Annotated in this window: 22 protein-coding genes; 7 read left to right on the top strand and 15 right to left on the bottom strand. The window is 64.5% G+C overall.

The annotated features are described in order from the left end of the window. Positions 1-99: 99 nt before the first annotated feature. From FJ867_RS05385 to FJ867_RS05330, 12 genes are all read right to left on the bottom strand, one after another. Positions 100-564, bottom strand: coding sequence for an NfeD family protein (locus FJ867_RS05385; RefSeq protein WP_140496280.1), 465 nt, complete (start codon positions 562-564; stop codon positions 100-102). Between the two features lie 24 nt (positions 565-588). Then, positions 589-1,539 (bottom strand): SPFH domain-containing protein, encoded by a 951-nt coding sequence (locus FJ867_RS05380; RefSeq protein WP_140513683.1) that lies wholly within the window; start codon positions 1,537-1,539, stop codon positions 589-591. 89 nt (positions 1,540-1,628) lie between these two features. Next, positions 1,629-2,873: an FAD-binding oxidoreductase gene (locus FJ867_RS05375; protein ID WP_140513682.1), complete on the bottom strand. Its 1,245-nt coding sequence runs from the start codon at positions 2,871-2,873 to the stop codon at positions 1,629-1,631. A 55-nt stretch (positions 2,874-2,928) separates the two neighbouring features. After that, on the bottom strand, positions 2,929-3,993 hold the full coding sequence (hemH, locus tag FJ867_RS05370; protein ID WP_140566191.1) for a ferrochelatase: 1,065 nt from the start codon (positions 3,991-3,993) through the stop codon (positions 2,929-2,931). 133 nt (positions 3,994-4,126) lie between these two features. Beyond that, positions 4,127-6,151 carry a bifunctional metallophosphatase/5'-nucleotidase gene (locus FJ867_RS05365; RefSeq protein WP_140816726.1) on the bottom strand — a complete coding sequence of 675 codons (2,025 nt, stop codon included), beginning with the start codon at positions 6,149-6,151 and terminating at the stop codon, positions 4,127-4,129. Between the two features lie 204 nt (positions 6,152-6,355). After that, positions 6,356-6,733 carry a hypothetical protein gene (locus tag FJ867_RS05360; RefSeq protein ID WP_140496275.1) on the bottom strand — a complete coding sequence of 126 codons (378 nt, stop codon included), beginning with the start codon at positions 6,731-6,733 and terminating at the stop codon, positions 6,356-6,358. A 186-nt stretch (positions 6,734-6,919) separates the two neighbouring features. After that, on the bottom strand, positions 6,920-8,365 hold the full coding sequence (locus FJ867_RS05355; RefSeq protein WP_140496274.1) for a homospermidine synthase: 1,446 nt from the start codon (positions 8,363-8,365) through the stop codon (positions 6,920-6,922). A 109-nt stretch (positions 8,366-8,474) separates the two neighbouring features. Beyond that, positions 8,475-9,398, bottom strand: a complete 924-nt coding sequence (locus FJ867_RS05350) for a DUF3445 domain-containing protein (protein WP_140657365.1) — start codon at positions 9,396-9,398, stop codon at positions 8,475-8,477. 3 nt (positions 9,399-9,401) lie between these two features. Next, entirely contained in the window at positions 9,402-10,064 is a 663-nt protein-coding gene (locus tag FJ867_RS05345) for an aminotransferase class IV family protein (protein ID WP_140513677.1), read from the bottom strand. Beyond that, positions 10,013-11,158 carry an aminodeoxychorismate synthase component I gene (locus tag FJ867_RS05340; RefSeq protein ID WP_140671442.1) on the bottom strand — a complete coding sequence of 382 codons (1,146 nt, stop codon included), beginning with the start codon at positions 11,156-11,158 and terminating at the stop codon, positions 10,013-10,015. The genes FJ867_RS05345 and FJ867_RS05340 overlap by 52 nt, the downstream gene beginning before the upstream one ends. 194 nt (positions 11,159-11,352) lie before the next feature. Beyond that, positions 11,353-12,078, bottom strand: a complete 726-nt coding sequence (locus tag FJ867_RS05335) for a proton-conducting membrane transporter (RefSeq protein WP_140671443.1) — start codon at positions 12,076-12,078, stop codon at positions 11,353-11,355. A gap of 376 nt (positions 12,079-12,454) precedes the next feature. Continuing rightward, entirely contained in the window at positions 12,455-14,293 is a 1,839-nt protein-coding gene (locus tag FJ867_RS05330; RefSeq protein ID WP_181168320.1) for a M3 family oligoendopeptidase, read from the bottom strand. A gap of 169 nt (positions 14,294-14,462) precedes the next feature. On the opposite strand from FJ867_RS05330, the gene FJ867_RS05325 reads away from it, so the two are divergent. The 3 genes from FJ867_RS05325 to FJ867_RS28660 all read left to right on the top strand — a co-directional run bounded on the left by FJ867_RS05325 (position 14,463) and on the right by FJ867_RS28660 (position 18,666). After that, a complete protein-coding gene (locus FJ867_RS05325; RefSeq protein WP_140650198.1) occupies positions 14,463-15,998 on the top strand; it encodes a sigma-54 dependent transcriptional regulator in 1,536 nt (511 codons plus the stop codon). A gap of 469 nt (positions 15,999-16,467) precedes the next feature. Next, complete coding sequence (locus FJ867_RS05320; protein ID WP_181168319.1) at positions 16,468-18,294, top strand: DUF882 domain-containing protein; 1,827 nt, start codon at positions 16,468-16,470, stop codon at positions 18,292-18,294. A gap of 195 nt (positions 18,295-18,489) precedes the next feature. Next, positions 18,490-18,666 (top strand): hypothetical protein, encoded by a 177-nt coding sequence (locus FJ867_RS28660; protein ID WP_181165230.1) that lies wholly within the window; start codon positions 18,490-18,492, stop codon positions 18,664-18,666. An 86-nt stretch (positions 18,667-18,752) separates the two neighbouring features. Here the strand turns inward: FJ867_RS28660 and FJ867_RS05315 are convergent, their stop codons facing one another. Beyond that, positions 18,753-19,646 (bottom strand): AraC family transcriptional regulator, encoded by an 894-nt coding sequence (locus tag FJ867_RS05315; RefSeq protein WP_140496268.1) that lies wholly within the window; start codon positions 19,644-19,646, stop codon positions 18,753-18,755. 219 nt (positions 19,647-19,865) lie between these two features. Between FJ867_RS05315 and FJ867_RS05310 the strand changes: the two genes are divergently transcribed. Further along, positions 19,866-20,624 (top strand): SDR family NAD(P)-dependent oxidoreductase, encoded by a 759-nt coding sequence (locus FJ867_RS05310; protein ID WP_140650202.1) that lies wholly within the window; start codon positions 19,866-19,868, stop codon positions 20,622-20,624. A gap of 12 nt (positions 20,625-20,636) precedes the next feature. Here FJ867_RS05310 and FJ867_RS05305 read toward each other — a convergent pair whose 3' ends face one another. Next, positions 20,637-21,275, bottom strand: coding sequence for a 2-dehydro-3-deoxy-phosphogluconate aldolase (locus FJ867_RS05305; RefSeq protein WP_140496266.1), 639 nt, complete (start codon positions 21,273-21,275; stop codon positions 20,637-20,639). Between the two features lie 187 nt (positions 21,276-21,462). Here FJ867_RS05305 and FJ867_RS05300 point away from each other — a divergent pair, with 187 nt between their 5' ends. The 3 genes from FJ867_RS05300 (at position 21,463) to FJ867_RS05290 (ending at position 24,484) form a co-directional block, all read left to right on the top strand. Beyond that, complete coding sequence (locus FJ867_RS05300; protein ID WP_140816724.1) at positions 21,463-22,392, top strand: rhodanese-related sulfurtransferase; 930 nt, start codon at positions 21,463-21,465, stop codon at positions 22,390-22,392. A gap of 116 nt (positions 22,393-22,508) precedes the next feature. Then, the gene (locus tag FJ867_RS05295) at positions 22,509-23,249 is read left to right on the top strand and encodes a tellurite resistance TerB family protein (RefSeq protein WP_140513669.1); all 741 of its coding nucleotides are present in this window, start codon (positions 22,509-22,511) and stop codon (positions 23,247-23,249) included. Between the two features lie 482 nt (positions 23,250-23,731). Next, positions 23,732-24,484, top strand: coding sequence for an SDR family oxidoreductase (locus tag FJ867_RS05290; RefSeq protein WP_140513668.1), 753 nt, complete (start codon positions 23,732-23,734; stop codon positions 24,482-24,484). Positions 24,485-24,571: 87 nt separating this feature from the next. Here the strand turns inward: FJ867_RS05290 and FJ867_RS05285 are convergent, their stop codons facing one another. Continuing rightward, positions 24,572-24,946: a YciI family protein gene (locus tag FJ867_RS05285; RefSeq protein WP_140816722.1), complete on the bottom strand. Its 375-nt coding sequence runs from the start codon at positions 24,944-24,946 to the stop codon at positions 24,572-24,574. Between the last annotated feature and the right edge of the window lie 201 nt (positions 24,947-25,147).

Raw genomic sequence — 25,147 nt, 5'->3', positions numbered from 1 at the left:
CACGGAAACGGCGAACTGCTCTATCTCTTTGTTTCTGCACAATTCCGGACGGAAAACCGTACACACTTTTCCTGGAATTGCGCTAGCGCGGAGCCGGTTTCACACTCGCTCGACGGTCAGTTCGAGATCGGTGTCGGCGGCTCCGGTGACGCGCACCTGGGTGCCGGCCGGCAGGTCAGGGCCAGAGACGCGCCACAGCGTGTCGCCGAGCTTGATGCGGCCGCGGCCGTCGCGGATCGGCTCGGCCAGCGTCGCCATCCTGCCGATCATCTGCGCCCCACGGCGGTTGAGCAGCGGCTGGTCGGTCGGCTCGTCGCGTCCGCCGATGAGTTTCTTGCCGACCAATGCCGAGACCAGCGACAGCGCGAGGAAGACGAGCACTTGGACCTGCCAGGTCCAGCTGGCCGCATCCCAGACCAGCAGCGATACCGCGCCCACGATCAGCGCGGCGATGCCGGTCCACAACATGAAGATGCCCGGTGCGATGATTTCCATCGCCAAAAGCACGAAGCCCAGAACCATCCAGTTCCACGGGCCGAGTTCGGAAACGATGCGGTCGATCATGGTTTTGATCCACTCACAAAGGCATTAGTTGTCGCTCGGCCTGACGACCGGAGGTCGTGAGACCTGCCGCTGCGTGCCGGACGGCCCGTCGCCCTTGAACACTTCCCTGGCGATCTCGCCGATGCCGCCCAGCGAGCCGATCAGCGACGACGCTTCGAAAGGCATCAGCACGATCTTGCTGTTGGTGGCCGAACCGATCTTGCCCAGCGCTTCGGTGTATTTCTGGGCGACGAAGTAGTTGAGCGCCTGCACATCTCCCTTGGAGATCGCTTCCGACACCACTTGCGTGGCGCGGGCTTCCGCTTCGGCGGAGCGTTCGCGTGCCTCGGCATCGCGGAAGGCGGCTTCCTTGCGGCCTTCGGCCTCGAGGATCTGCGACTGCTTGAGGCCCTCGGCGGCAAGGATCTGCGCGCGTTTGTTGCGTTCGGCCGTCATCTGCCGGCCCATCGATTCGATCAGGTTGGCGGGCGGATTGATGTCCTTGATCTCGACGCGGGTGATCTTGATGCCCCAGGGATGGGCCGCTTCGTCGACCACGCGCAGCAGGCGCTCGTTGATCGCGTCGCGGTTCGACAGCAGCTCGTCGAGGTCCATCGAGCCCATCACGGTGCGGATGTTGGTCATGGTCAGGTTGAGGATGGCGTTCTGCAGGCCGGAAACCTGGTAGGCCGCCTGCGCCGCGTTGAGGATCTGGAAAAAGGCGATGCCGTCGACGCCGACGATGGCGTTGTCGCGGGTGATGATCTCCTGGCTCGGGACATCGAGCACCTGCTCCATCATGTTCAACTTGGCGCCGATGCGATCGATGAACGGCACGATGAGGTTGAGGCCTGGCGACAGCGTTTTCGTGTAACGGCCAAAGCGTTCGACCGTATAATTGTAGCCTTGCGGGATTGTCTTTATGCCTTTGAACAGCACCAGCACGACAAGAGCGACCAGAACAATAATCGCGATATCGAAACCACTGAAATCCATTTGGCTCTCCCTCAAGAGGCAAGCCATGGGAGCCATTCTCCCGCAGCCGGCTTCAGCAAACACTTAAGTGTGTTTCAACAACGTTACAATCAGGTGATGAGGGATTGTTTGTGTCGCTGCTGCCGGTGGCTGAAGGCGAACAGGCTTGCGTCCGTATCTTCCGATCCGGCGATGGCGGCAGAAACGATTTCGGATGCGATTTGCGAGAAGGCGATGCCGTTGCCGCCATAGCCCATCACGGCCTGGATGCGCGGATGCCCAGGGATGGCGCCGATATAGGGCAGGCCGGTGGTTGTGGTGCCGAAGGAGCCGGTCCAGGCAAAATCGGGCCTGGTGTCCAGATCCGGGAACAGGCGGCCGAGCTTCCTGGCCAGTCTCAGGCTCTTGCCGGCGATCAACGCGTCACGCCGTTCCTTGTCGATAAAATCCTCGTCTTCGCCGCCGCAGATCACCCTGCCGTCGGCTGTCGCCCTTGCATAAAGATAGGGGTCCGACGCTTCCCAGATGAGGGCCGCGTCCGGCCAGATCTTTCGCGGCTGCGAGCGTGTGGCGATGGCCCATGTCGAGATGACGCGGTGGGCGGCTGCCGGCACGATGTCGGTCAACTCGTAGCCGGTCGCGAGCAGGACGTGCTGCGCGGTGATTGTGGGGCCGCCCCTGGTGGCGACGACGACCTCCTTGGCGCTGTCTTCGATCGTGGTCGCCTCGACCGGGGCGTAGAGGCGCGCCTTGCGCTCCAGCGCTTTCAGCAGCAATCCGGCGGTCAGTTTGCGCGGATCGAGCGCGATGTTGCCATGGCTGAGGATGGCGCCGTCGCGCTCGATGCCGAATCGCGCAGCCAGCGGCGCAGGGGCGAGATAGGTCGCGGCGATGCCCGCCTGTCGCCGCGCCTCGGTCTCGTCACGCAACTGCGATGGGCCGAGCACGGTACCGGCCAGATAGAGGGAGGGGGCGCGGCTCAGGCGGCAGTTGATGGAGAGCTCGGCTATGCGGCCGGCAAGGTTGGAAACGGCCAGACGCGAGCGCCGCCAGGCCTGTTCCGCCGAGGCCTTGCCGATCATCCTGCCGAGTGCCGTCAGCGGCTGGTCGATCTCGAACTGCACCAGGGCGGTGGTCGCCGACGTCGACCCTCTCAGCGGGCCGCGCCGGTCGATGCAGACCACCGAATGGCCGTCCGCCGTCAGCGCTTCTGCGATCATGGCGCCGCTGATGCCCATGCCTATCACCAGCACATCGGCCTTGGCGTCACGGGTCAGAGCGCTTGTCGGGACAGCGGGTGCCCGATAGGCGGACCAGACTGGCCGGCCGCTTCTGAGGTCGAGCTTGCGGGGCATCGATGGTCTCCGGAGGGCGCGCCTCAACGCCCCGGAACGTCCATTGTTCCCGGTTTCAGATCCAGCCGGACAGTTCGCGCCGCACCATCGCCTCGATCACCGCCATGCCTTCGGGACTGTCGTTGAGGCAGGGGATGTGCGCGAATCTTCCGCCGCCGGCATGATGGAAGGTTTCCGCCGCCTCGCGGCCGATCTCGTCCAACGTTTCGATGCAGTCGACGGAAAAGCCGGGGTTGACGATGGCAATCGATTTCACGCCGTCCTTGGCCAGTTTCTCCACCGTCTTGTCGGTGTAGGGCTGCAGCCATTCCTGTGCGCCGAAACGCGACTGGAAGGTGGTGATCAGCTTCTTCTCGTCCCAGCCGAGCCTCTCGCGCAGCAGCCGTGTCGTCTCGAGGCAATGCTCGCGGTAAGGATCGCCTCTGTCGGAATAGGGTTTCGGGATGCCGTGATAGGAGGTGATGACCACCTCCGGTTCGAAATCGAGGCTGGCCAGATGCCGTTCGATCGAATGGGCGAGCGCCTCGATATAGACCGGTTCGGCATAGTAGGGCGGCACGCTGCGGACGGCAGGCGCCGCACGCATCTTCATCAGCGCCCGGAACAACTGGTCATTGGCAGTCGCCGTGGTGGTGGCCGAATATTGCGGATAGAGCGGAAAGGTCAGGATGCGGTCGCAGCCCTGCGCGACCAGGCTTTCGGCGACGCTCGCGGTCGAGGGATTGCCGTAGCGCATCGCCCAGCCGACGACCACGTCGGGCAGGTCGCGCAATGCCACGGTCAGCTTCTCGGCCTGGGCGCGGGTATAGGTGCGCAGCGGCGACTCGTTGTTCTCGCGATTCCAGATCCTGGCATAGTTGGCGCCCGACTTCTTCGGTCGCGTGGTCAGCACGAGGCCATAGAGGATCGGATACCAGATCGCCTTGTTGAGTTCGATGACGCGCGGGTCGGACAGGAATTCGCGGAGATAGCGCCACATCGGCCTGAAATCGGTGCCGTCCGGCGTGCCGAGATTGACCAGCATGACGCCGACCTTGCCCGCCTTGGCCGGCGAATGTCCGGCCGGTCTCGGTCCCACGGTCCTCGCGGGCTTGGCGTCGACAGGGATGGAAGGCGGCATTGCGGGTCTCCGAACACGGCGCGAAAGTAGCGACGCCGCGCTGCTTTTCAATGCAGCGTCTGGCCGCACCTTACCAAAAACAGGACGCCCGCCCTGTTTCGGCGGGTGTCCCTGCGCGCAAAGGCGAAGGCGGTTACCTCGGCGGTATGGTCAAGGTGGCGCCGACCGGAAGCCGGCGCGGCTCGTAGCCCTTGTTGGCTTCGGAAATGACTTTCCACCTGGTGCCGTCGCCATAGGCCTTCTTTGCCAGGTCCCAATAGGTATCGCCGGCGACGATGACATGGCTGGTTTCGGCCGGTGCGGCCTCGGCGGGCTTTGCCGGCTCAGCCGGCGCGGGTGTTGCCGGGGCAGGGGCGGCTTCGGCAGGCTTTGCCGGTTCCGCAGGTGCTGGCGTTGCCGGAGCGGCAGGCGTTGCCGGTGCGGGCGCAGGCGCGGCCTCGGTCGACACGGCCGGCGGCGTGTTGGCGATATCGCCGGAGTTGGCAGGCAGATCGGGCATTGCTTCGGCTGGCTTGGCGGGCTCCGCCGCAGGCGCGGCCGCTGTCGTCGCGGCGATCTCGGTGATGCGGCCGTCGAGCTTGGGCGTGTAGGGCCGGTGCGCGCCGAGATAGTCGGCGACCACCTGTTCGAGGCCGGGGCCGTAATCATAGGCGTTCTTGGCCTTTTCGGCGAAAACCTTGTAGCCGTCGCCGCCCTGGCGGACATAGTTGTTGGTGGCGACCAGATAGTCCTTGTCGGGATTGAGCGGCGTCCAGGCGCCGTTCTCCATCACCTCGACAGACTTGACGCGGCCGGCATTGGCCGGGGCGGATTTGTCGAAGGCGTATTTCAGGCCGGCCACCTGCGGGAAGCGGCCGGCGCCGTCCTCGACCTGGCTGAGACCGCTTTCGAGCCCGGCAACGAGGTCCTTGCCCGAGATCTGGAAGGTCGCCAGCGTGTTCTGGAAGGGCAGCACGGTCAGCACCTCGCCCATGGTGACGGTGCCCTTGTCGATCGAGGCGCGCAGGCCGCCGCCATTGGAGATGACGATCTCGACGCCCTGTTCCTTGACGCGGTCGAGGATGGCGTCGGAGACGAGATTGCCCATCGCGCATTCGCGGGCGCGGCAGCTCTCGCGGCTGCCGTCGATGACGTCAGTCGTCTCGGCCACTTCCTTGTTCTTCAGCGCTTCGATCGGCGCGCCGAGCTCCTTTATGCGGGCGAGCACGGCGGGATCGGGCGTGATCGACTTGTCGAGGAGGATCGGGTCGCCGCTCGCCGACTTGACGACGCCATTGTCGTCGAACACGACCTTGAACTCGCCGAGATATTTCGAATAGGACGCCGCCTGCACGACCGGCACCTTGTAGCCGTCCGGATTGTCGACCATGGTCGGATAGGGGCCTGCCGCCTTCGGATCGGTGTTGGACAAAAGCGTATGGCTGTGGCCGCCGACGACCACGTCGACGCCCGGGATCTTCGCTATGACATCGCGCTCCCTGTTGTAGCCGATATGGGTCACGGCAATGATCTTGTTGACGCCCTCTCCCTTCAGCTTCTCGACCTCGGCCGTGATCGACTTGACGTCGTCCTCGATGGCGATGTTGGGGCCGGGAGTGGCGAGTTCGGGCGTATCGTTGGTGACGGCGCCGATGATGCCGATCTTCTGGCCGCCGACCTCGACGACGATGGACGGCTTGACGCGGTCACCGAGCTTGGACTGCGCGTTGGCTTTCACATTGGCGCCGAGCACGGGGAACTTGATCATGTCGAGGAACGGCGCCAATGCCGTTTCGCCGTCGTCGAATTCATGATTGCCGAGCGCCATGGCATCGAACTTCATGTCGTTGAGGAACTCGCCTTCGGCCTTGCCCTTGTAAGTCGTGTAGAACAGCGAACCCTGAAAATTGTCGCCGGCGCTGAGCAACAGCACGTTCTGGCCTTCCAGCTTCTTGCGCTCCTGCGCGATCGCCGTGACCAGCCGGCCGGCTCCGCCGACGCATTCGCCCTTTGTCTCCTCGTCCGCCGAGCAGGTGGATTCGTATTTGTTGTTGCTTTCGATGCGGCTGTGCCAATCATTGATGTGCAGGATATTCAGCGTGTAGTCGGCAAAAGATGCGCCGGCCGACAGGCCCAGCGTCGACGCGGAAAGGGCGGCAATGGCGGCAAGCTTTTTCATCTTCGTCTCCCGGATAGGCTGATCAGAGCCGTTTAGCGCTCTTGCTTGACCGGTCTCTAACAGCCGGCTTTTTCAGCCATGTTCCCATCGCGTTCCGGAGCATGCAAGGGGAAATCGGGGCAAAATCCCGTTGATCCCTGCTGGGCACAAAAAAGGACGGCGGCCATTGGCCGCCGTCCTTTGCAGGTCTGAATGCCTGGTGGTTCAGGCGCGCCGGGTCAGCACGAAATTCTGGCCGGAGCCGCTGGTGCAGTTGAGCTGGCTGGTGGACACCAGCAGGCAATTGAAGCTCACCGGCGTCTGCCGGATCAGCGAGGTACCGTGGATCTCGACCGAAGTGGCGCCGGTCATCGTATAGGTGCCGTCGGACAGCTTCTGGCCGGTATCGGTCGCTACCGTGGTGAAGGTTCCGCCGGCAAAGGTCGAAAGACCGGTGCCCTTGGCGTCGATCCAGGAGCCTTCGACGCCCTTCGGCGCGGCCCCTATCGACGGCTCGTCGGGACCGCTGGTTGCACAAGCGGCCAGCCCCACCATCGTGGCCGCCGCAACACTCATCGAAAGAATCTTGCGCGCAATGGTCATGTAAAAATCCTCTCCTCGCCCGTCGGCCCGAAATCGGAAAACGACTTTCGGAAAGCACGGTGCATGCATCCAAGTTTCAAGAGCGCAGTTCATGCGTCCAGATGGACGCGGCTTGCTCCCGTCCGCATCCTTCAATCGCCCGATTTCCGGGCGATTGCAAGGCAGTGAGGCATGCTTGGCGCGACGCTATCGCACCAGGATGTTGCGGAATTGCCACGGGTCGTTCCGGTCGAGGTCCTCCGGAAACAGGCCGGGCCGATTATCGAGCGGCGTCCAGTCGGTATAATAGCCCTTCACCGGTCCGAGATATTGCGACTGCACGTCCAGACAGCGCTTGTAGTTCATCTCGTCGGCCTCGACGATGCCGGCTTCGGGGTTCTCCAGCGCCCAGACCATGCCGGCCAGAACCGCCGAGGTGACCTGCATGCCGGTGGCGTTCTGGTAAGGCGCCAGCTTGCGCGCTTCGGCGAGCGACAGTTGCGAGCCGTACCAGTAGGCGTTCTTGTCATGGCCGTAGAGCAGCACGCCGAGCTCGTCTACGCCGTCGACCAGTTCGTTTTCGTCCAGCACATGGTGTACCGGTTGCGCCTTGCCGGCAGCGCCGAACATTTCATGCAGCGACAGCACCGCGTCGTTGCAGGGATGATAGGCGTAGTGGCAGGTCGGGCGGTACTGAACCTTGCCCTTTTTGGACCGCACGGTGAAGAAGTCGGCGATCGAGATCGCCTCGTTGTGGGTCACCAGGAAGCCGTATTGGGCACCTGGCGTCGGGCACCACGAGCGCACGCGCGTGTTGGCGCCGGGCTGCTCCAGATAGATTGCGGCCTTGGAACCATGTTTGTGTTTCTTGCCGTTCTTGGGCATCCATTTCTCATGCGTGCCCCAGCCGAGTTCGGCGGGCTGCAGGCCCTCGGAGATGAAGCCCTCGACCGACCAGGTGTTCCAGAACACCTCCATCGGCTTCGGCTTCTTGGTGCGCTGGGTGTCGCGCTCAGCGATGTGGATGCCCTTGACGCCGGCCTTCCTCATGAGCTTCGCCCAGCCCTCGCGGTCTTCCTGCGCGGGTTCCGAAAACTCGAGGCCGAGATCGGTGGCCAGGTTGACCAATGCCTGCTTGACGAACCACGAGACCATGCCCGGATTGGCGCCGCAGGTGGAGACCGCGGTCGCGCCGCCGGGCTTGTCGTGCTTTTCCTTGAGCAGCGACTCGCGCAACGCATAGTTGGTGCGGCTGGCATTGTCGGCCTCGGCATCGAAATAGAAACCGAGCCATGGCTCGACGACCGTGTCGATGTAGAGCACGCCGAGCTTGCGGCAGAGCCGCATCAGATCCACCGAGCCGGTGTCGACCGACAGGTTGACGCAAAAACCCTGGCCGCCCCCATTGGTCAGAAGCGGGGTCAGGAGCTTCTTGTAATTCTTCTCGGTCACCGCATCCTGCATGAAGGTGATGCCGCGCTCGTCGAGCAGCGCGCGGTCGGTGCCGAGCGGGTCGATGACCGTCATGCGCGATTTGTCGAACTTGAAATGGCGCTCGATCAGCGGCAGCGTGCCCCGTCCGATCGAGCCGAAGCCGATCATCACCACAGGGCCGGTGATCTCACCGTAAACGGGCCAGTTTTCATTCGCCATTTTATCGAGCACTCCTTCAGACAGGTGCAAACCCGGGCATTCTCGCCCAACGGGCATGCGCTACATCACAGATCATTGTCATAAACCAGTGAAAAGCGCCAACCGCCGGTCAGGCGGCGTTCGCCATTTGGTTAAGGACGCTGACCAGCCGGTCGCGGTCTGATGTCAAGCCCTTGTAATCGAGCTGGGCGATGGCGAGCGCTTCGAGCTGGGCAGCGAAAGCCGGAGCCAGCGTTGCCCGGTCGGGGTGATGCGCCAACGCCGCCAGCGGGTCGAGATGAATGCGGATGGTGAATAGGATGTCGCCCGAGACGGGCAATTTTCGAAGCGTCTGCCGCTCGACGCGGATGAAGGCGTGGGCATTGGCGTCGCCATCGGCAAATCGCGACGGGCGGCTGGCGGCGCGCTCGATTCGCTCGACATTGGATAGCGGATGGTAGAGCGCATCGCCCGATTGAATCGACCAGTTGTAGCGCTCCACGGCCTGGCCCTGGAGGCCGTCGAACATGCGGTTGATCAGCTCGGCCGGCCGCGTGCCAGGGCCAAAACCCGGCACGGGCGCATGGATCTGCTGCAACGGCTTGCCGAATTTTTCGAGCAGCGACCAGGACGAGGGAAAGCAGAGCGAGCCGGCGGCGAGCCGCCAGCCGTCTTCGCCGCGGCGCATCAGGATCAGGTCTTCCTGGACGAGCAGCGAGGCCGCGACAAGCGGCGCCTTGGCGAAGTCGCCCTCGGGATTGCCGGCGGCGCCGATCACCTCGACCCCGCCACTGGCACGCCGATGGGTCTCGGGAAATGCCCGCGGCAAGTGCGCTTCGAGCAGGTCGAGCACTTCGCGCTGGGCATCGCGCGTGCCGTCTTCCTCGACGAACACGGTGCCGGGCATTTCGGCATAGAGCCGCTGCTTCTCGGCGAGGAACGGCAGGAGATGTTCGTCGACTTCGATCCAGTCGGCCAGGGCAAGCGGCTTCAGCCCGATGGTGAACAGCTTGGACGAGCCATCATAGGGCGTGTGGGTGGGCAGCGATGTCATGCTTCAGATCAGTTTTGCCGGGATCAAGCCGCGCAGTGAATTGCCGACATAGAGCGCCCTGGCGGATTTCAAGTCGTCAAAGCTGTAGATCGCCTCGCGGGCGCGGCCTTCATCCAGAAGCGCGCCGCGCAATACGCCAGGCAGCAGCCCGCAATCGAGGCGGGGCGTCAAAAGCATGCCGTCGCCGAAATCGGCGAAGACATTGGTGATGGTGCCTTCGCACATCTCGCCACGCTCGTTGGCCAACAGCACTTCGTCGGCCTGGGTGATGAGGTATTCGGCGCGGGCATGCGCGTAGACCTGCCGGTGGCTGGTCTTGTGGCGCAGCAGCATGTCGTTCGAATCGAGCCTCGTGCGCGCCAGCCGCAGCGTCCAGACCTTATCGGCGGCGAGCGGCTCATAGGGCTGGACCGAGGCGGCCGTGTCGCCACTGCGCGCCAAAGCCAGGCGCGTGCGCAAGGCGTTGCACGCGCCGTCGACAGCCTTGCCCAACACGTCGCCGATCCTTTGCGGGTCGCAGGCAAAACCGAGTTCGGCCGCCGAACCATAGAGGCGCGCCAGATGCCGCTCGAAGCGCAGGAAGCCCATGGGCGGCTCCCAGCGCATGGTCTCGATCAATTCGAAACCGGCGGCGTTCCCGTCGCGAAGCGGGCTTTCAAGAGACACTCCTGATACTCCTCCTGCGCGGTTGAATCGAAGACGATGCCGCCGCCGACATTGTAGACGGCCTCGCCGCCGGGAAAGAGCGAGATGGTGCGGATCGCCACGGAAAAGCGCATCGTGCCGCCGGGCGCGATCCAGCCGATGGCGCCGCAATAGACATCGCGGGGCGTGCCTTCAAGGTCATGCAGGATCTCCATGGCGCGGATTTTCGGCGCGCCGGTGATGGAGCCGCAGGGAAACAGCGCTGCAAAAATCTGGCGGATCGTGAGGCCCGGCAGCAGCTTCGCCCTGACGTCGCTCACCATCTGGTGGACGGTCGGATAGGTCTCGATGCGGAACAGCTCTGGCACTTCCAGCGTGCCGACTTCGCTGATCAGCGAGATGTCGTTGCGGAGCAGGTCGACGATCATCCGGTTCTCGGCCTGGTTCTTCTCATCATTGCGCAGGAAGGTTTTCTGGCGCTCGTCGTCGGCTTCCGTCGCACCACGCGGCGCCGTGCCCTTCATCGGATGCGTCTCGACCATGCCCTGCGCGTCGATCTCGAAGAACAGTTCGGGTGAGCGTGACAGCACGACCGGACCGCCAAGCGAAACCAGGGCACCGTATTTCACCGGCTGGCGTTCGGTCAGCGCGTCGAAGGCGGCCAGCGGATCGCCCGACCATTGCGCATGCACCGGAAAGGTCAGGTTGCCCTGGTAGCAGTCGCCTTGCCTGATGTGCCGGTGCAGCCGCGAGAACCGCTTCTCGTAATCCTCGAACGACCATGTCGCCCTTGCATCGAAGATCGGGCCGTTGGTCGCCGCCGCCTTGCGGGGCGGCACCGGCTCTTGCACCGGCGCGTCAAAGACGCCCAGGCAGACCAGCGGGGCGCGGCGCCCGGCCGGCAGCAACGGAACCAGCTTCGGCTCCAGCAGGTAGCCCGCCTCGTATGAGAAATAGCCGGCAAGCCATTTGCCGGCGTCATGAGCGGCCTGGGCCGCCTCCAGTGCGGCCGGGAAATCCCGGGCCTCGTGCGCCGTGATGATGTCGTCCGGTCGGTCGAAAACGAGCTGGCGCGCGCTTTCGTCATTGCGGAAAATTGCGGCGGGCAGGGGCATGGAACTCGGGGCGTGGATCGATGAAGCCAATGATGGCTCTATATGGGGGGGCAGCCGCGCGCAATCGAGGGAGCGGCACCTTGCCACTTAAACCCGACCTGTCGCCCGATCCGTGGGCAGACCTTGCGGCCAAAAGCAAACCGGCGGCGCTTCGTTCGCGCCGCCGGCCGCAATCGTCGGATCTGCCCTGTCGCTCAGGTGTTGCTGGCGGTTCCAGCCGACGGAAACTGCCTGGCGAATTCCGCCTCGTTGCCGGCGGCGAGCAGCTTGGCCTGCTCGATCCAGCGCTCGCGCGCGATACGGCCGTCGAAATTCATGACGTCCTCGATCCGCTTGATATCAGCGGCTGTCCAGGCGGCGATCTGGGCAAAGCTGGTGACGCCTTGTGCCCTGAGCAGCTTCTCGTTGACCGGGCCGATACCGATCAGCCGGCGCAGATTGTCGGGTTTGCCGGAAGCCGCCTTGGCCGGCGCGGCCTTCGCCGGTGCCGCCTTCCTGGGCGCCGCGCTGGCCTTGGGTGCCGCCTTGGCGGCAGCGGCCTTCGGCGCGCCAGTCTTCGCGGCGCTGGAAGCGGCCTTGGCCGCAGCCGGCTTCCTGGGCGCCGGCTTGGCCGCCGGAGCGGATTTGGCAGGGGTGGGCGTCGACATCAAGGCGGCCGGCGCCGGGGTCGCCGCTTTTGCCGGACCGGAGCCGGTCGAGGCCTCGCGCAGCCGGCGCTCGAGGTCGGCGCGGGTGCGCCCGCAGGCATCCAACTCGCCGGTCAGGCGATCGCTGTCGGCCCGCAGCCGGTCGCGCTCGCTGCGTGTGCGGTCGAGGTCGCCGCGCAAGCTGTCGAGCTCACCGCGCAGGCGTCCCCAGATGAACCAGCCAACCAGCACACCCACAAGGAACGCCAGGAGCATGTAGAAAAAAGTGCCCATTGTCTCTCTCTCCAGTCAGATCCGTCTGCCGCGGCATTGGACTTAATGACCTTCGGCGAAGGACTACTCGATGATGGTTCGGCCGCCTGCGGAACAGCCGGCCTCAGTCGAGCCGTCGGCGTCGGCTTTGCAAGCCATGGCCAATGGCCGTCGTCGCGTGCACCGGAACGCCGCGATCGGCTGAGACTTCCCCGCCCGACCCGCATGCTCCGGCTGAGCTTGGCGGGGAGGCTATCATAGAGCTTACGGAAAGCTATGGGAAAACTACGAAAGAGAGTTATTCAAGAACAGATATTTAGACCAAGAATAGTGTGGGCCCAATATGCATTCCGGCTAAACTGTTCTGAGCAGGTGGGGACGACGTACAGAAGACGCCTCAGTTGTCGAGCGCTTCCAGCTCGTCGATCAAGCCGCTGATCACGCCAAGCCCGATCTGCCAGAAGGCGGGATCGGTGGCATCGAGGCCGAAAGGCGCCAGAAGCTGCGAATGATGCTTGGTGCCGCCGGCGCGCAGCATCTCGAAATATTTGTCCTGGAAGCCGCGCTCGGCGTTCTGGTAGACCGCGTAGAGCGAGTTCACCAGACAGTCGCCGAACGCATAGGCGTAGACGTAGAAGGGCGAATGGATGAAGTGCGGGATGTAGGTCCAGAAGACTTCGTAGCCGTCGCGCAACTTTATCGCCGGGCCCAGACTTTCCGCCTGCACCTCCAGCCAGAATTGGCCGAGCCTGTCGGATGTCAGTTCGCCGTTGCGGCGCTCCGCATGCACCTTGCGCTCGAATTCGTAGAAGGCGATCTGGCGCACGACCGTGTTGATCATGTCCTCGACCTTCTGGGCGAGCATGGCCTTGCGCTCGCGCCTGTCGGTGGTCTGCTCGAGCAACGAGCGGAAGGTCAGCATCTCGCCGAAAACGGACGCCGTCTCGGCCAGCGTCAGCGGCGTCGAGGCCATCAGCGCGCCCTGGCCGCCGGCCAGCACCTGGTGCACGCCATGGCCAAGCTCATGCGCCAGCGTCATCACATCGCGCGGCTTGCCCATGTAGTTGAGCAGTACGTAGGGGTGCGCCGAAGGCACGGTCGGATGGGCGAAGGCGCCGGGGGATTTGCCTGGGCGCACCGGCGCGTCGATCCAGTTGCGGTCGAAGAAAGTCCGCGCGATCTCGGCCATCTCGGGCGAGAAGCGCTGATAGGCGGACAGCACCGTGTTCCTGGCCTCGTCCCAGCCAATCACCGCCTGCGGCGTCTCCGGCAACGGCGCGTTGCGGTCCCAGTGGTTCATCACCTCCATGCCCAGCCAGCGCGCCTTCATCCGGTAATAGCGGTGTGACAGGCGCGGATAGGCCTCGCGCACCGCCGAAGCCAGCGCATCGACCACACCGCGCTCGACGCGGTTGGCGAGATGGCGTGAATCGGCGATGTCCTCGAAACCGCGCCAGCGGTCCGAGATTTCCTTGTCCTTGGCCAGCGTGTTGGTGACCAGCGTGAAGGTGCGCAAATTCCTCCGGAAGGTCTGGGCGAGCGCCTCGGAGGCGCGGCGTCGCACCTCGCCGTCGGCATCCTGCAATCGGTTCAGGGCCGGTTCCAGCGTCAGCTCCTCGCCGTCGACGTCGAAGCGCAGGTCCGTCATAGTCTCGTCGAACAGCCGGTTCCAGGCGCCGCGCCCGGTGATCGACTTCTCGTGGAACAGCTGCTCGACGCGATCCTCGAGCTGATAGGGCTTGTCCAGGCGCAGATCGAGCACCCAGGGCCGGTAATGACCGAAGGCGGGGTCGGCGGCGAGCGCGCCCTCGATGGCCGCGTCGTCGATCAGGTTCAGTTCGAGCGCGAAGAACAGAAGATGCGCGCTGGCGTCGGTCATCTTCTCCTGGATGTCGCCATAGAGCTTGGCGCGCTGCGGATCGGCGGTGTTGCCGGCGTAGATGAGGCCGGCATAGGAGACGATGCGGCCGATCAGCTCTTCCAGAGCCTCATAGGCGACAAGCGCCTCGCCCAGCCTGCCTGCGCTGCCGCGCTCGGCCTCGGCGGATAGCGTGCCCTTCCAGCGGCTCTCGAAGGCGACCGCATCGGCGGCGGCTTTGGCGATGTCGCGCTTCAACTCCGGCGCCTCCATGCCCGCATAGAGGTCGGTAAGATTCCATTCCGGCAGATCGCCAAGCTCGGCGGCGCCCTGACCGGAAGCTGGCGCCGCAAGCCGCCGATCAAACATCACGCGCATCGACAATACCTTCTTTTGAATCAAGTGGCCGGGCCAGGGCCAGAATCAAGGAGAACGGAGAAGCCGGTCAAATCCTAAGGAATTCGTTCACCGGGTTTTTTGAAACCTTATTTAGAACCCTGTGCCAAGATGGTCCATGGGGATATCAGGCGGGCGGCTCAAGACAGTCATGACAGGTTCCATACTCATAGTCGATGACGATCCCGTGCAGCGCCGGCTGCTCGAGGCGGCGGTGACGCGGTTCGGCCACACCGCAATCGTGGTCGACGGGGGCGCTGCCGGCCTCGACGCCCTCGACGGACCCGGCGCCCGCGACGTGTCGGTGGTCATCCTCGATCTGGTCATGCCTGATCTCGATGGCATCGGCGTGCTCAAGGCGATGCGCGAGCGCGGCATCACCATCCCGGTCATCGTGCAGACCGCCCAGGGCGGCATCGAGACCGTGGTTTCGGCGATGCGCCACGGCGCCTTCGACTTCGTCGTCAAGCCGGCCTCTCCCGACAGGCTGCAGGCCTCGATCGCCAACGCGCTCAAGGTCGAGGCTGTCGAAGGCGAGGTCAAGCGCACGTCGCGCCGGCGCGGCGGGCTGCTGACCTTCAGGGACATGATCACGCACAGTCCCGCCATGGACAAGGTGATCCGCCTCGGCCAGAAAGCGGCGGCATCCAACATCCCGATCCTGATCGAGGGCGAATCCGGCGTCGGCAAGGAACTGGTGGCGCGCGCCATACAGGGCAGCGGCGACCGCCGATCGAAACCTTTCGTCACCGTCAATTGCGGCGCCATTCCCGACAATCTGGTCGAATCGATCCTGTTCGGCCATGAGAAGGGCTCGTTCACCGGAGCTACGGAGAAGCACACCGGCAAATTCGTCGAAGCGCATTCGGGCACGCTGTTCCTGGACGAGATCGGCGACCTGCCTCTCGACGTGCAGGTCAAGCTGCTGCGCGCCGTCCAGGATGGCGAGGTCGATCCGGTCGGCGGCCGCGCCACGGTCCGGGTCGACATCAGGCTGATTTCGGCGACGCACCGCAATCTCCTGCAGCAGGTCAAGGACGGCAAGTTCCGCGAGGACCTGTTCTACCGGCTCAACGTCTATCCGATCTATGTGCCGCCCTTGCGCGACCGCCGCGACGACATTCCCGATCTGGTCGCACATTTCATGGAGAAGGTGGCTCCGGCAGACCCGCGCCATCGCCTGCGGGGCATTTCGGCGGCGGCGCTCGCCGTGCTCCAGGCCTATGACTGGCCCGGCAACATCCGGCAGCTGGAAAATGCCGTCTTCCGCGCCTCGGTGCTGTGCGAAGGCGATGTGCTCGGCGTCGAGGATTTCCCGCAAATCCGCGCCCAGGTGGAGGGCACGGTCCGTCTCGATGTGGACATCGCGCCGACCGGCCCGGCTTTGGCCGTAGAACCGCGCGATGAGCCGGCGCTGGCCGGCGAGGGCGTTTCGGCTGCCGAACCCGAATCGCCGATGCGGCTTCAGCCACGCTTCGGCACGCTGCGCGCGCTCGACGAACGCGGCAATGTGCGCGCCCTGGCGGATGTCGAACTGGAGATGATCAAGCTCGCCATCGATCACTACAACGGCCAGATGAGCGAAGTCGCCCGCCGCCTCGGCATCGGCCGCTCGACGCTTTACCGCAAGCTCAAGGAATACGGCATCGATCCGGAAACCGGCAGGCTCGACCGGCTCGCTTCCTGAGGGCGCTATCGCGCACAGCCGCCCGATGTCCGGCCTGAGAGCGGTCGGCCCGAGTGCGGTCACGCAAGGCCGGGACCAGCTTGCGCTGCCATCATGTCGCCGGTGCATTGACTGGACCGGAGTGTGGCGCGCCGATGGCGACGTCCCCCACGGTCCCGTTCACGCATTAAGGCTAACGGTAACAGATCGTGTTTCGGCCAAACGAGGAATCATGATCTAAACCAGCGGTTTACCAAGAAACCTTGTGGACAATTTTTGGCGGGATATCGCCACGGTCTTACCGCATTTCGGCTTCAATAAGCGATGATTAACCATTAGGATCGATATTCGGATGTGACAACGACACGTCCGTTTGGGCAAATCCGGGGACAAACGGCAGCCTGCAAGGCCTTTTGATTTGAACAGAATCGAACGACACACAAACGGGCGGCACTATCATTTGAGCGTCTGGCCGAAGTGGCTGGCGGCCATGATTGTCGCATTTGGTTTTCTTGCCGCTGCCGCAACCGGCGCCAGGGCCGAAGTCCGTTCTCTGAAGCTCTACCACCTCCACACGCACGAGAAGGCGGAGATCGTCTACAAGCGCAACGGCCGTTACGATCAGGCCGGGCTGAGGAAGATCAACATCATCCTGCGCGACTGGCGCCGCAACGAGCCGACCAAGATGGACCCGCGCCTGCTGGACCTGGTCTGGGAAGCCTATCGGGAAAGCGGCGCCACCGACTATATCCAGGTGGTTTGCGGCTATCGCTCGCCGTCGACGAACTCGATGCTGCGCAGTCGCAGCAAGGGTGTCGCCGAGAAGAGCCAGCACATGCTCGGCAAGGCGATGGACTTCTACATTCCGGGCGTGCCGCTGAAGAAGCTGCGCAATATCGGGCTCAAGATGCAGGGCGGCGGCGTCGGCTACTATCCGAGATCCGGTTCGCCGTTCGTCCACATGGATGTCGGCAATGTGCGCCATTGGCCCGGCATCAGCCGACAGGAACTGGTGAGCCTGTTCCCGAACGGCAAGACGCTGCACGTGCCGAGCGACGGCCGGCCGCTGCCTGGCTTTGAGCAGGCGCTTGCCTCATACAAGGCACGCAAGGGCTCCGGCGGCGCCGCCATCGAGCTGGCCAGCGCCGGCGGTGGTTCCAAGAGGTCCGGCGGACTCCTGGCTGCCTTCTTCGGCGGCGGCGACGACGAGGCCGACGACAGCGCCGATGTCGCATCGGCAGAGCCGGCGCCGAAGCCGAGAAGCGTGAAGCCGGTACCGGCGAGCACCGCCAAGAGCGGCACCCTGCCGGGGATCGCGATCGTGGCGCCCGAGAACGCCAAGCGCGCCGAGATCCCGCAGGTCGCCGAGGAGCAGGCCCCGGAGCCGGAAAAGGATACGCCCGAGACGATCATCGCGGCGTTGCCGGCACGCAGCATCCCGCTGCCCGATTTCGCGCCGCGGCCGAAAGTCGATGTCGGCGCGCAGCCGCCTGAAAATGTTCCCTTCGGCATGGCGGATGCGACGGCCAGCACCGAACAGACCGTGGCAACCGTGCAGACGCCGGCGAATATGCCTTTCGGCAAGGCTGATCCCTCGGCGGTCGCCGCCGATGCAGCGCAGGTTGCCGCCAACAACATACCTTTGCCGACATGGCGCCCCGAACACACGTTGCCGGCGGTGCTGGCGCCTGCGCCCAGCAAGGATGTGCTGATGGCGCTGGCCGAGACGGCCGAGCGTGGCAAGACCGCGACCGATGCCTTCTCGGTGCTGCCGAGCGCGCGGCCGGATATGACCAATATCGATGCGGCCAAGCCCGATGCGGTCAAGCCCGATGCGGTCAAGGCCGTGCTCGACGAGGCCGAGGCGCTTCCCGTGCAGGCTGACTATTATCGGGTTGCGTCGTTGTCCGAGCCTCGTTCGGCTTTCAACGACCCGTCCGGCGTCGATGCCGCATCGCCGCGCGAGGCCGTCGTCGCCCGCGCTGCCGGTTCCGATCCGGTCGCCGCGATCGGCGCCGGCGTGAAGACGACCCGCAAGGAGGCCAGAGCCACCGCCCGCGACCTGAAACCCGGTCCCAAGGCCATCGTGGTTGCCGCCGCACCGCAGGCCGCCCGCTGGGCGCTGACCAGCGGCGAGAATGTCGCGACGGTTTCGAGCGCCACGACGGCGCCGGGCTACGCCTACAACGTGGTCCACACGCCGCCGAGCGAGGTCTACACGGCCGGCTTCCAGCAGGGCGACCAGATGGCGGATGCCAACCGTTTCACCGGCAATGCCGTAAAATTCCTGTCCGTCGCGCGCTTCCAGACGAAGTAAAGACCGGGCATTCCGAAAGCCGCGCCGGGCAACCGGCGCGGCTTTTCGTTGTCAGCCGGCTGTGTGCGGGCACAACCGGCATGCATGAAGCCGGCCCCGGCCCCGCGGGATCACGGGTGCCTGAACTTCTCGTGAAAAGGTAAAAGCTGCCTGTTTCCCGGCTAGAATGGCTGCGTTCCAACCCCGGGGATATTCATGAAGAAGATCCTGTTGGCATCCGTCCTGGCGCTGGTGGCGGCATCGGCGGCTTTTGCTCCCTCGCAAGCCGAAACCGTGATCATCAAAAATGGCAAGCATCACTGCCGGACCAAGATGGTCACGCATTGGAAGCATCGCCACAAGGCGGTCGAGAAGGTCAGGGTCTGCAACTGACCGCCAAGACACCACTGACTATCATGGCACCAGACTAGCCCGATCGGCGCAAGCCGGCCGGGCTTTTTCGTGCCGCCCGGGATGGTTCAGTCGATGTCCAGCGCGGCCGCTTCGCCCCGCGCCAGAAGCCGCGCGGCATCGCGTGCAGGCGGCAACCCGAACTGACGCGCATACTCCCGGCTGAACTGCGAAGCGCTTTCATAGCCCACGGTAAAGGCAACCCGCGCGGCGTTTCCCGGCTGGGCCAGCAGCAGGTGGCGGGCCTCCAGCAGGCGGACCTGCTTCTGGTACTGGATCGGGCTCATCGCCGTCGCCGCCTTGAAGTGGCGATGAAACGCAGCGCTGCTCATATTGGCGAGCTCGGCCAACCGCCGCACCTCGATAGGCTCGTCATAGTGAGCCCGGATCCAGGCGGTCGCCCGGCGGATCTGTGACAAGCGGCTGTCGGCGCCGGCGAGCTGGCGCAACTTCGCGCCTTGCGGGCCTTGCAACAGGCGAAACAATATCTCGCGCTCGAGCAGGGGAGCGAGCACGGGAATCTCGGCGGGCCTGTCGAGCAGCCGCAGCATCCGGCGCCACGCGTCGAGCAGGTCGTCATTGGCCAGGTAGGTCATGAAATCGTCGCCACCGACGGCCGGCTCGTGCTCGATGAGCAGGGCTGCGATCGCCTTGACATCGAGGGCGAAGCCGATGGCCACATAGGGATGCGCGGTGCTCGCCTCGATCAGCTGGCTGGTGGCGGGTGTCTCGACTGCGTAGACGAAATAGCTGCCGGCTTGATAACGAAGCGTACGCTCGCCGATCAGCACCGATTTCGTGCCTTGCAGCACGAACAGCGCCGTCGGCTGACAAAGCTCGGGCATAGGCGGCGTCGGGACCTCGCTGCGGCCGATCGTAACGCGAGGGATCGCCGTCCTTGTCCGCCGCCCATGCGCATGGCGGCCGGCGATGGCGATCAATTCCAGCAGCGCCTCTCTCATCGTTTCAGCATTGCCGATCCGCGTGGGCCGCGCAACCAGGTGAGAGGATCAGGCAAGATCAAGAGAGTTTTCGGCGCGCGAGGCGGGCCGCAATCCGCCATCTCTAAGGCGCGTCGCGTTTGGCGACGTGTTTTGGGCCTTTGTTTTATGCATGTCGTTTTCCCGGACCGGGCCACTTCCAGGCGACAGGCGTCAGGCCTCCACAAAGGAGATTTGGATATGACGACATCGAAGCGCGCACTGGTGACCGGCGCCAACAAGGGCATCGGCCTGGAGACCGCACGGCGCCTGGCGGCAACGGGATTCAAGGTCTGGCTCGGCGCCCGCGACGCCGCACGCGGCACCGCAGCGGCACAGGCGCTGCGCAGCGAAGGGCTCGACGTCGAGTGGCTCGAACTCGACGTTGTCGATGACGAAAGCGTGGCGGCCGCCGCCAGGACCGTCGCGGCGCGGGTAGCCAGCCTCGACGTGCTGGTCAACAATGCCGGCATTGCTCCTGGATATGTCGACGCGCTCGGCCCCGACGAGCGCTATGAGCTGCCGCCGAGCCGGGAGAATATCGCCGACATCAAGGCCACCTATGATGTCAACGTCTTCGGCCCGATCCGGGTCACCCAGGCATTCCTGCCGCTCTTGCTGGCATCGCCCGCCGGCCGCATCGTCATGGTGAGCAGCTATATCGGCTCGATCGCACGCGCGCAGGACGCAACAGGCGAAAACCAGTCGCCCAACATAATGGGCTATGGCAGCTCCAAGACGGCGCTCAACGCGATCACGGTGGCGTTCGCCAGGGAGCTCGCGCCGCGCGGCATCAAGGTGAATGCCGCTGCTCCCGGCTACACCGCGACCGATCTCAACGGGCACAGGGGCGGTCGCACGGTGCGGCAGGCAGCCGAGATCATCGTGCGCCTGGCGACGCTCGATGCCGATGGTCCGACTGCCGGCTATTTCGACGAGAATGGCCCGCTGCGCTGGTGAACGCGAAAGCGCTTATCCGGCGAGCTTGCTCGCGGCGCGTGCGAGAGCTTCGATTTCGTCCCACCTGCCGGCCTTGACCATGTCGTCGGGGGCGACCCAGGAGCCGCCGACGCAGATGACATTGGGCAGGCTGAGATAGTCGGCCGCGTTCTTGCCGGTGATACCGCCGGTCGGGCAGAATTTCACGTCGGCGAGCGGCGACGCGAATGCCTTCAGCGAGGCGATGCCGCCGGACTGCTCGGCCGGGAAGAACTTCAGGAAGCGCAGCCCGGCTTCGCGCGCGGCCATGATCTCGCCGGGGGTGATGGCGCCGGGCAGCAGCGGAACCTCGCTGTCGGCGGCGCCTGCCAGAAGCTCGCGGGTTATGCCCGGGCTGACGATGAATTGCGAGCCGGCGGCGGCCGCCTCATCGAACTGGCGGGCATCCAGAATGGTGCCGGCACCGACGATGGCTTCCTCGACCTCGCCGGCCACGCGTCGGATCGCTTCCAGCGCATCCGCGGTCCTGAGCGTGATCTCGATCGCCGGCAGGCCGCCGCGTGCCAAAGCGCGGGCCAAGGGCACGGCATTGGCAACTTCAGCGATCTTCAGCACCGGGATGACCGGCTGGCCATTGAGCAGCGACAGGAGTTTTTCGGTCTTGCTAGGCATCTTCTTCTCCATATCGTTGTCAATTCAACCGATTAGCAGACTGATATTTTCCTGTCCACGCAACCGGGCGTGTCGTGATGTCACGCACGCCGGGTAGCTTACGGGCTCTTCCGGAACAGGACCATGACAGGCCGTCAAACCCGTTTCACCTTGAAACGGCTTTTACGAGCGTCTAGTTGCTCTGGCAATGACACCGTCCGCGCCATCCCAGCCTGTCCGCGTCGCCGCGCTCTACAAATTTGCCCGGCTCGACGCCTTCCAGGCGCTGCGGGCGCCACTGGCTGCCTTCTGCTGTGGGCGCGGCATCAGGGGTACGCTGCTTCTGGCGCATGAAGGCATCAACGGCACGGTCGCCGGCAGCGATGCGGCGATTGCCGAACTGATCGAACATCTCGAAACCATCGACGGGCTGTCCGGCCTCGAGGTGAAATACAGCAGCGCCGCGCAAATGCCCTTCCACCGCATGAAGGTGCGGCTGAAACGCGAGATCGTCACCATGGGTGTCGAAGACATTGACCCGGCGAAGAGTGCCGGCACCTATGTCGCGCCGGCCGACTGGAACGCGCTGATTTCCCAACCCGACACGATCGTCATCGACACGCGCAACGCCTACGAAGTGTCGATCGGCACCTTCAAGGGCGCCATCGATCCGGCGACCGCGAGCTTTCGCGAATTCCCGGCCTGGGTGGAAGAGCACCGCGCGGAACTGGAAGGCCGCAAGGTCGCCATGTTCTGCACTGGCGGCATACGCTGCGAGAAGGCGACGGCCTATGTCAGGTCGCTTGGTCTCGAGGAGGTGTTCCATCTCAAGGGCGGCATCCTGAAATACCTCGAAGAGGTGCCGGCCGAAGACAGCCTGTGGCAAGGCGAATGCTTCGTCTTCGACGAACGGGTTTCGGTGTCGCACGGCCTCGCCGAGGGCGACGCCGAGCTGTGCCGCGCCTGCCGGCATCCACTGACCTTGGACGAGCTGACATCGCCGAAATTTGCCGCCGGCGTCTCCTGCCCGCATTGTTTCGACGCTCGGTCGGACGACGACCGCCAGCGCTATGCCGAGCGCCAGCGGCAGGTCGAGCTGGCGCAGGCGCGGGGCAGGGGACCGCATATCGGGTCCTGATCAAGGCGCCTGGGCCGGGGCAAAGCGGCCGCCCGTCATTGCAATGTCAGGTTTCGGGACCTACGTCTTCGGCGTTCGAAACCTGCCCGTTCGGCCGGGCAATCCTGGAGGCATTGATGTTCGATCCCAAGAAGCTTCTCGACGATCTGCTCGGCTCGCAAATTCCCGGCACCGGCGGCACGGTCCGCGACAAGGCCGGACAGGCGGTGCAGATGGCCAAGGACAATCCTCTTGCGGCGGGCGCGCTGGCCGCGGTGCTGCTTGGAACCGGCGCCGGGCGCCAGGTCACCGGTGCCGCCGTCAAGCTCGGCGGGTTGGCAGCGATCGGTGGCCTCGCCTACAAGGCCTACCAGAACTACAAGGCCGGCAATGCACCCGAGCAGGCGCCGGCGGCCGGCGAACCGGAATTGCTGCCGCCGCCGAAGGACACTGCGTTCCACCCGTCGCAAGCGCCGCAGGGCGAGGACGAATTCACGCTGACCCTGGTGCGGGCGATGATCTCGGCGGCCAAGGCCGACGGCCATGTCGACGATGAGGAGCGCAAGAAGATCGCCGGCAAGCTGAGCCTCGCGGGGATCGGTTCCGATGCGGAAAAATTCCTGATGGCGGAGCTGGAGAACCCGCTCGACCTCGACACGCTGGTGGCCGGCGCCAAGACCGACGCGCAGAAGCTTGAGCTCTACACCGCGTCGCGCCTTACAATCGATCCCGACACACGCGCCGAGCGCGGCTATCTCGATCTGCTCGCGGGCCGGCTCGGCCTGCCGGATGCGCTGATCGACCATGTCGAGGCAACGGTTTCGGCGGTCAAAGTGCCGGCTGCCAAGGCCGGGACCTCACCCAATCCACGCTGGTAGGCCAAAACGGAACAGGCGGGCCTTCGTGGCGTTAACCTCTCGTTAACCCAGGAAGCGCATGATTCTAGACAGTCGGATCGGCTTTCCTCCTCCCAAGTCCGGTCCAGATCAGGGCGGTCGCCAATGACCGCCCTTTTTGTCGGCCCTCCGTGCTTCTCCCAAAAACGAATTGCGCTTTTCGGTACCCGGCCAGGCTCCGAACCCTTGATAGGAATTTTTTCCTTGACGGGGTGACGGCAACTATGGTAGATATTTGGTTATGGTGCTGAGTTGCGCCAGGGACTCGCCGCAGGCGGGTTTTCCGTTCAATGCTCCCTCGACAGCGCGCGGTCGAAGGCCGGACGAAACCTGTCAGCTTGGATTCGTTGCCCTGGACACCAGCGTCCCGCTTGCCATCGCCGCCGTCATTTGCGATGCCTTTTGCCCCTGGACCACCTGAAAATCAGTCGAGCCAAATGCGGCGCAGCCGGAGGATATCTGCCATGACCGAAAAAACCGCCATCGTCACCGGCGCCGGCACGGGCATCGGCAAGAGCGTCGCCACCGCGCTGCTCAAAGCCGGCTGGAACACCGTGTTCTGCGGACGCCGGAAGGCGCTGCTGGACGAGGCGATCGCCGCGGCCGAGCAGACGGATGCCAAGGCACTGGCTGTCGCCTGCGACATCAGCAAGCCCGGCGAGGTCGATGATTTGTTCGAGACGGTGGCGGAGGCGTTCGGCCGCGTCGACCTGCTCTTCAACAATGCCGGCATGGGCTACAAGTCGGCGCCGATCGACGAGATCCCGGTCGAGGTGTGGAACGATATTGTGGGCGTAAACCTCACCGGTTCGTTCCTGTGCGCCCGCGCGGCCTTCCGCGCCATGCGCAAGCAGAAACCGATGGGCGGCCGCATCATCAACAACGGCTCCATCTCGGCCTACGCGCCGCGCCCGGGATCGGTGCCCTATACCGCGACCAAGCATGCCATCACTGGGCTGACCAAGACGCTGGCGCTCGACGGCCGCCCCTACGACATTGCCTGCGGCCAGATCGACATCGGCAATGCGCTGACCGACATGGCACAACCGATGACGGTCGGCGTGCCACAGGCCAACGGCTCCATTGCCGCCGAAGCGGTGATGGACGTCCAGCACGTGGCCGACGCCGTCGTCCACATGGCCAGCCTGCCGCTCGAGGCCAATGTGCTGTTCATGACCGTGATGGCGACCAAGATGCCGTTCGTGGGCAGAGGCTGACGAAGCCTTTATTTTTGCGCAATTCCCAAGGGAAAGCGCTACGCGCTTTTCCCGGGAAAACCTCTACGCACTTTTTCTGGAGTTGCCTTAGGCCCCCGCCAGCGCCACGCCCGGCAGATAGAGCGCGATCGGGCGGATCTCGTAGACGGCGGCCGGGTTGACGCGGCGCAGATCGCGCGCGATGGCGATCGCGTCATCGCGCTTGGCGCAATCGACGACATAGAGGCCGAGAAGCTGTTCCTTGGTCTCGGCGAAGGGGCCGTCGATGACGATCCCGTCGCCGGGTCCGCGCAAGGTGCAGGCCGACTGGGTCGCTCCAAGCCGCGCCGAGGGGCCGAGGCTGCCGTTCGCATAGAGCCCGTCGTGGATATTGAGCAGGTCGGTCATCAGTGCCGCATCTTCCTGCGGCGTCAGTGCCTTGATCGCGTCTTCCACGTGATAGGCAAGAATTGCATAAAACATTCGGGATGCCCTCATCTTGGTCCTGATCCGGGGGAGTCGTAGCCGTTTTCGACATGGCCGCCCAGCCTTCTGGCAAATGCGGTCTTATGTAGCAAAACGCACCAAGCATTGGCCCGGGCTCGTTCCGACGGAAGGGCTTGTGACTACCCAAGAGGAAAGAATCCGGGCATTGTTCTCCAATGGGCTATTTGGGGAAGTGCT

Source organism: Mesorhizobium sp. B2-5-3 (assembly GCF_006441005.1).
GTDB lineage: Bacteria > Pseudomonadota > Alphaproteobacteria > Rhizobiales > Rhizobiaceae > Mesorhizobium.
This window is presented reverse-complemented; position numbering and strand designations above follow the sequence as displayed.